The sequence below is a fragment of the Staphylococcus sp. GDX7P312P genome (assembly GCF_008385775.1).
GTDB classification, from domain to species: Bacteria; Bacillota; Bacilli; order Staphylococcales; family Staphylococcaceae; genus Staphylococcus; species Staphylococcus haemolyticus.
In genome coordinates, this window is record NZ_VUKI01000046.1 from 1 (window position 1) to 6,554 (window position 6,554).

Sequence of the window (6,554 nt, forward strand, 5' to 3'; positions counted from 1 at the left end):
CCAATTTATTATAGAGCCATTAAAACAATATCTATAATAATTTTTCAATATCTTTTTCGATTTGTGCTGGTTTCTTTTGAGGTGAGAAACGACTTACAACGTTACCATCACGATCAACTAAGAATTTAGTGAAATTCCATTTGATTTTTTCACTTAACATTCCTTTAGCTGCATCAGTTAAGTAGCGGAATAAAGGATGTTGATTTTCACCTTTGACATCTATTTTTTCATGGATAGGGAAAGTCACACCGTAATTAATTTTACAATTTTGATTAGCTTCTGCACCTGAACCAGGTTCTTGGCCACCAAATTGATTACATGGAAAACCTAATATCACAAAACCTTGGTCTTTGTATTTTTCATACAATGCTTGTAAGCCTTCAAACTGTGGCGTGAAACCACATTCACTAGCAGTATTAACAATTAGCATTACTTTGCCTTTGTATTCTTCTAATTTATAATCTTCACCATTGGACTTTTGTACAACAAAATCATATATATTTTCCATAGTATCACCCTTTCGATATAGGTTTAATGTAACATAATTTTAGTGGATAGTCTTTGCATAGACACTATGATAGAATATTTGAGAAACATATAAGAAGGAGATGTATAACATGACTCAGCAAACTACTCATGAAACAAAGAAAAAATTAGAAACTGCTGTATTAGTCGGTGTACATGCTCAAAATGAAAACGAATTTAATTTTGATTCAACGATGGAAGAATTAAAAGCCCTATCTTTGACTTGTCAACTAGATGTTAAAGGACAAGTTACTCAAAATAGAGAACAAGTCGATCATAAATATTACGTTGGTAAAGGTAAGATTGATGAACTTAAAGCTTTTATTGAATTCCATGATATAGACGTCGTAGTAACGAATGATGAGTTAACTACCGCTCAATCAAAAACATTAAATGATAATTTGGGCATTAAAATTATCGATAGAACACAATTGATTTTAGAAATATTTGCCTTAAGAGCTAGCAGTCGCGAAGGTAAATTACAAGTAGAATTAGCGCAATTAGATTATTTATTGCCAAGACTTCAAGGACATGGTAAGAGTTTATCAAGACTAGGTGGTGGCATAGGTACACGTGGTCCTGGTGAAACGAAGTTAGAAATGGACAGACGTCATATTCGAACACGTATGAATGAAATTAAACATCAATTAAAAACTGTAGTGGAACACAGGGAACGTTATCGTAACAAACGTGAACAAAATCAAGTCTTTCAGATTGCACTCGTAGGTTATACAAATGCGGGGAAATCGTCGTGGTTCAATGTATTATCTGGCGAAGAAACCTTTGAAAAAGATTTACTCTTTGCAACATTAGATCCTAAAACACGTCAAATTCAAATAAATGAAGGATTTAATTTAATTATTTCAGATACTGTAGGTTTCATTCAAAAGTTACCAACGACCTTGATTGCCGCCTTTAAATCAACTTTAGAAGAAGCAAAAGGTGCAGATTTATTATTACATGTTGTTGACGCAAGTCATCCAGAATACCGTTCTCAATATGATACAGTAAATCAATTGATTAATGACTTAGATATGAATCAAATACCACAAGCGGTTATATTTAATAAGAAGGATCAATGTAGTGTTAGTGATGATAAACCATTATCTGCATCTCCATCTATCTTTGTCTCTAGCCGTGATGAAGAAGATAAATCTAAAGTTAAGGCATTTTTAATAAATCAAGTTAAATCAACACTAAGTTTCTATGTAGAGATTGTCCCAAGTACAAACGCAGATAGACTTTATTTCTTAAAACAGCATACACTCATTGAAGAAATGAATTTTGATGCTGAAAATGAAACTTACGTCATTACTGGATATAAAAAATGATAAAAGGAAGTATAAGAAAATGTCAGATATTACATCAATGGTTAAAGACGTAGAGAAGACGTTGGCACCATATTTTAAAGAAATAGAAGAAATTGCATATATTAATCAGGAAAAAGTTCTGAATGCTTTTCATTACGTTAAAGCTACCGAGAGTGATTTAGTTGGAAGTACAGGATATGGATATGATGATTTTGGTCGGGATCATTTGGAAGAAATCTATGCACATACATTTAAAGCTGAAGATGCTATTGTACGCCCGCAAATCATTTCTGGTACACATGCGATTACTCTAGCACTTCAAAGTACACTTAAATACGGAGATGAACTATTATATATTACTGGAAGTCCATATGATACGTTGCTTGAAGTAATAGGGGTAAATGGAAATGGCATTGAAAGCTTGAAAGAACACGGTGTCGAATTTAAAGAAGTCCCTTTAAAAGATGGACAAATAGATATAAATACTACAATTGAAACCATTACAAACAAAACAAAAGTAGTGGCAATTCAACGTTCCAAAGGATACGACCAAAGACCTTCAATCACTGTTGACGAAATTGAATCAGCTATTCATGCAATTAAAAAACAACATCCGAACGTCATTGTTTTTGTAGATAACTGTTATGGAGAATTTGTCGAGGAACGTGAACCTATTGAAGTTGGTGCAGATCTGATAGCAGGTTCACTAATCAAGAACCCAGGCGGTGGTCTAGCTAAGATTGGTGGTTATATAGCCGGACGTAAAGATTTAATCGAACGTTGTGGTTATCGATTAACAGCTCCTGGTATCGGTAAAGAGGCCGGCGCTTCTTTATATTCATTACAAGAAATGTATCAAGGATTCTTCTTAGCACCACATGTAGTTAGTCAAAGTTTGAAAGGTGCTTTATTTACGAGCTTACTTCTTGAAAAGATGAATATGAAAACAGTTCCTAAATACAATGTTAAACGTACTGATTTAATACAAACTGTCCAATTTGATACTAAAGAACAAATGATAGCATTTTGCCAAAGTATTCAACATGCTTCACCAATTAATGCTCATTTTAGTCCAGAACCAAGCTATATGCCTGGTTATGAAGATGATGTCATTATGGCAGCCGGTACTTTTGTTCAAGGGTCTTCAATTGAATTGTCTGCAGATGGACCTATTAGACCACCATATGAAGCTTATGTACAAGGTGGATTAACATATGAACATGTTAAATTAGCTGTTACACGTGCAGTGACTTATTTAAAAGAACAAAACTTGATATAGAAAAATGTATCCCTACTTGAGTTGAGTAGGGATTTTTTGGAAAAATTTATAATTCAATATAAATTACCTGGTATAAAAGACCTTGTAATTACTATTAAATATAGCTTTTAAAATTACATGTAAGAAAACCTAACATATTTTTGTAATACGCTTTAAACTATGCTAAATTAGAATCAAGTTCAAAAGTAGAGGTGAGGTTATTAATGTCTAACGATAAAATCAGACGTAATATGGCCGTGTTCTCTATGAGTGTTGTTTGTAAATTAACAGAACTCACTGCAAGACAAATCCGCTACTATGAAACACATGAACTTGTCATGCCCGAGCGTACAGAAGGAAATAAGCGATTATTCTCGTTAAATGATTTAGAACGTCTCCTCGAAATTAAATCTTTGATTGAGAAGGGATTTAACCTTAAAGGAATTAAACAAATCATAACAAATAATCAAGGGCATTTAACATCAGATGAACAAGAGATTAGAAAAAGAATGATTGTAGACGCAACGCAGAAACCACCTGGTGAAGCTTTGCCAATAAATCGTGGGGATTTATCACGGTTTATTAAATAAATTTTTGGAGGATTTCTATCATGCCTAAACGTACATTTAGTAAAGATGACATTCGTAAATTTGCAAAAGAAGAAAACGTAAGATATTTAAGATTACAATTCACAGATATCTTAGGTACAATCAAGAACGTTGAAGTACCAGTTAGCCAATTAGAAAAAGTATTAGACAACGAAATGATGTTTGATGGTTCATCAATTGAAGGTTTCGTACGTATCGAAGAATCTGACATGTATTTATGCCCAGATTTAGATACTTGGGTTATCTTCCCATGGACTGCCGGTCAAGGTAAAGTAGCTCGTTTAATTTGTGATGTTTATACTACTGACGGTGAACCATTTGCTGGTGACCCACGTAATAACTTAAAACGTGTGTTGAAAGAAATGGAAGATATGGGCTATACAGATTTCAACTTAGGGCCTGAACCAGAGTTCTTCTTATTCAAATTAGATGAAAAAGGTGAACCAACATTAGAACTAAATGATAATGGTGGTTACTTCGATTTAGCACCTACAGACTTAGGTGAAAATTGCCGTCGTGACATCGTGTTAGAACTTGAAGATATGGGATTCGATATCGAAGCAAGTCACCACGAAGTTGCGCCAGGACAACATGAAATTGACTTTAAATATGCAGATGCGATTACTGCTTGTGATAACATCCAAACATTTAAATTAGTTGTTAAAACAATTGCACGCAAGCATAACTTACATGCAACATTCATGCCAAAACCATTATTCGGTGTTAACGGAAGCGGAATGCACTTCAACGTATCATTATTCAAAGGCAAAGAAAATGCATTCTTCGATCCAAATGGTGAAATGCAATTAACAGAAGATGCTTATCACTTTACTGCAGGTATCTTAAATAATGCGCGTGGATTCACAGCTGTATGTAACCCATTAGTAAACTCTTATAAACGTTTAGTTCCTGGTTACGAAGCACCTTGTTATATCGCATGGAGTGGTAAAAACCGTTCACCATTAGTACGTGTGCCATCTTCAAGAGGATTATCAACTCGTATTGAAGTACGTTCAGTAGACCCAGCTGCTAACCCTTACATGGCATTAGCAACAATCCTACAAGCTGGTTTAGATGGTATTAAGAACAAAACTAAAGTCCCAGAACCAGTTAACCAAAATATTTATGAAATGAACCGTGAAGAACGTGAAGCTGTAGGTATCCAAGACTTGCCTTCAACACTATACACTGCTTTAAAAGCTATGCGTGAAAATGACACAGTTAAAAAAGCGTTAGGTAATCACATTTACAATCAATTTATTAACTCTAAATCAATTGAATGGGATTATTACAGAACTCAAGTTTCTGAATGGGAACGCGATCAATACATGAAACAATATTAATTAGCTAAGCAAATCGGGGAAAGACTTAGTGGTATAAGGAGTTAAGGCATCTTGCCTTAGCTTCTTTTTTGTGTTGGAAAAGCTAAATTTACTTGACCATTTTTGTGAAGAAATTGAAATTGGTCAACTAGATTATGGCAAGATATGGCTATAGTTCAAAAAGAAGTGGAAAAAACGACGAGCAATGTATTACTTAGAGGGAGACATCCTAATGAGTTTGTATCTGAGTTTAAAAAGCAAACAAATTCCACTACTTATAATGCTAGTAGATTACTAGTTACTGAATCAGCACGTGTTCAGGCTGAATCACAGAAGCTAACTTATCTTAAAGAATTAGGTGAAGATGGCGAATATAAATATGTGGCCAAAATAGACAAGAAAACATCTAAAATTTGTCACTCATTAAATGGTAAAGTATTTAAAGTTAAAGATATGATACCTGGTATTAATGCTCCACCAATGCACCCTTGGTGCAGAAGTACTACAGTACCCCATGTGGGAAACTGGCGGGATAAATACTTTACTGAACGTAAAGGTAAGTATAAAATAAAACAAAAACGAGGAAACAACGAACTTAAGCAAGCTAAAGTACTAGGTAAGAAAATTAATATTACTGATCAAGCAATTGATAAAGTGCGGTATATTGATATTCCTACACATACAAAAGAAGAAAATAAATTTATACAAGAACAACATAAAGCACTTCTAAAAGATGCCAAAGAAAACAATAATAGCAATGAAGTTGCATATTTATTAAAAGATGGAAAAGTTACAAAAGTATTTGGAAATCAAGATAGCGTTTCATTTGAACCAGGAAGTAAGGCGAATAATTTATTATTTAACAGTAAAGAAAATTCAATAATAATGCTGCACAATCATCCTGGACAATCTAATTTTTCACTAAATGATTTAGGTTTATACATAAGATTAAATTCTTTGAAAACTATCACAATTGTAACTAATAAAGGGCAAGTTAAATATATAACTAAAACAAATAAATATATTAGTAGCGATGCCATTGATTTATTAGCTAAACATTTTTATAATAAAGACGAAAGATCGATAAAAGAAAAAGAAATCGAAAAATATCTCAAGGATTTACACCGAATAAATATGATTAAATACATTGTGAGGTGATTTAGATGTATACTTATCAACTTGATGGTAGCTGTTCAATCAATGAAATGATTACTGATTTAAAAGAAAACGCTAAAAAAGAATCCGGTGAAACTAGGACAAATTCATCTAATTAAAGCATCCTTTCTACATAAATAGAAAGTGATGCTATTTTTATACACTTTTTTAACCTTCTACGGAAGGTTATTTTTTATGTCCAAAACGTGCTGATGACGTTATAAAAGCAAGTATGGAATACGCAGTCGACAGACTATAAACGGAGGTATATCTCATGGAAAACAATCAAAGTAATATTACTGAAGAAACAAAGAAAAATGAGAATATAGTAACAACTCATGAACAATCGCAGCAAAATGAGAAAACATTTTCCCAA

5 protein-coding genes and 3 pseudogenes are annotated in these 6,554 nt (G+C 33.2%); 7 read left to right on the plus strand and 1 reads right to left on the minus strand.

The genetic code is table 11. From position 1 onward, the window contains the following. Nucleotides 1–31: 31 nt before the first annotated feature. Complete coding sequence (locus F1592_RS11320; RefSeq protein ID WP_037537208.1) at nucleotides 32–508, minus strand: glutathione peroxidase; 477 nt, start codon at nucleotides 506–508, stop codon at nucleotides 32–34. 109 nt (nucleotides 509–617) lie between these two features. Between F1592_RS11320 and hflX the strand changes: the two genes are divergently transcribed. The 7 genes and pseudogenes from hflX to F1592_RS14090 all read left to right on the plus strand — a co-directional run. Further along, complete coding sequence (hflX, locus tag F1592_RS11325; RefSeq protein ID WP_149809819.1) at nucleotides 618–1,856, plus strand: GTPase HflX; 1,239 nt, start codon at nucleotides 618–620, stop codon at nucleotides 1,854–1,856. A 19-nt stretch (nucleotides 1,857–1,875) separates the two neighbouring features. Next, nucleotides 1,876–3,114, plus strand: coding sequence for a methionine gamma-lyase family protein (locus tag F1592_RS11330; RefSeq protein ID WP_053017111.1), 1,239 nt, complete (start codon nucleotides 1,876–1,878; stop codon nucleotides 3,112–3,114). Nucleotides 3,115–3,317: 203 nt separating this feature from the next. Further along, nucleotides 3,318–3,683 (plus strand): MerR family transcriptional regulator, encoded by a 366-nt coding sequence (locus F1592_RS11335; RefSeq protein WP_011275891.1) that lies wholly within the window; start codon nucleotides 3,318–3,320, stop codon nucleotides 3,681–3,683. 20 nt (nucleotides 3,684–3,703) lie between these two features. After that, complete coding sequence (glnA, locus tag F1592_RS11340; protein ID WP_011275890.1) at nucleotides 3,704–5,044, plus strand: type I glutamate--ammonia ligase; 1,341 nt, start codon at nucleotides 3,704–3,706, stop codon at nucleotides 5,042–5,044. Between the two features lie 117 nt (nucleotides 5,045–5,161). Continuing rightward, nucleotides 5,162–6,181 (plus strand): annotated as a pseudogene (locus F1592_RS11345) (minor capsid protein); the annotation flags it as partial. A 187-nt stretch (nucleotides 6,182–6,368) separates the two neighbouring features. Next, nucleotides 6,369–6,465: pseudogene (locus tag F1592_RS13830) on the plus strand (hypothetical protein); the annotation flags it as partial. Continuing rightward, a pseudogene (locus F1592_RS14090) lies at nucleotides 6,453–6,554 on the plus strand (DUF4355 domain-containing protein); the annotation flags it as partial. The pseudogenes F1592_RS13830 and F1592_RS14090, both read left to right, overlap by 13 nt.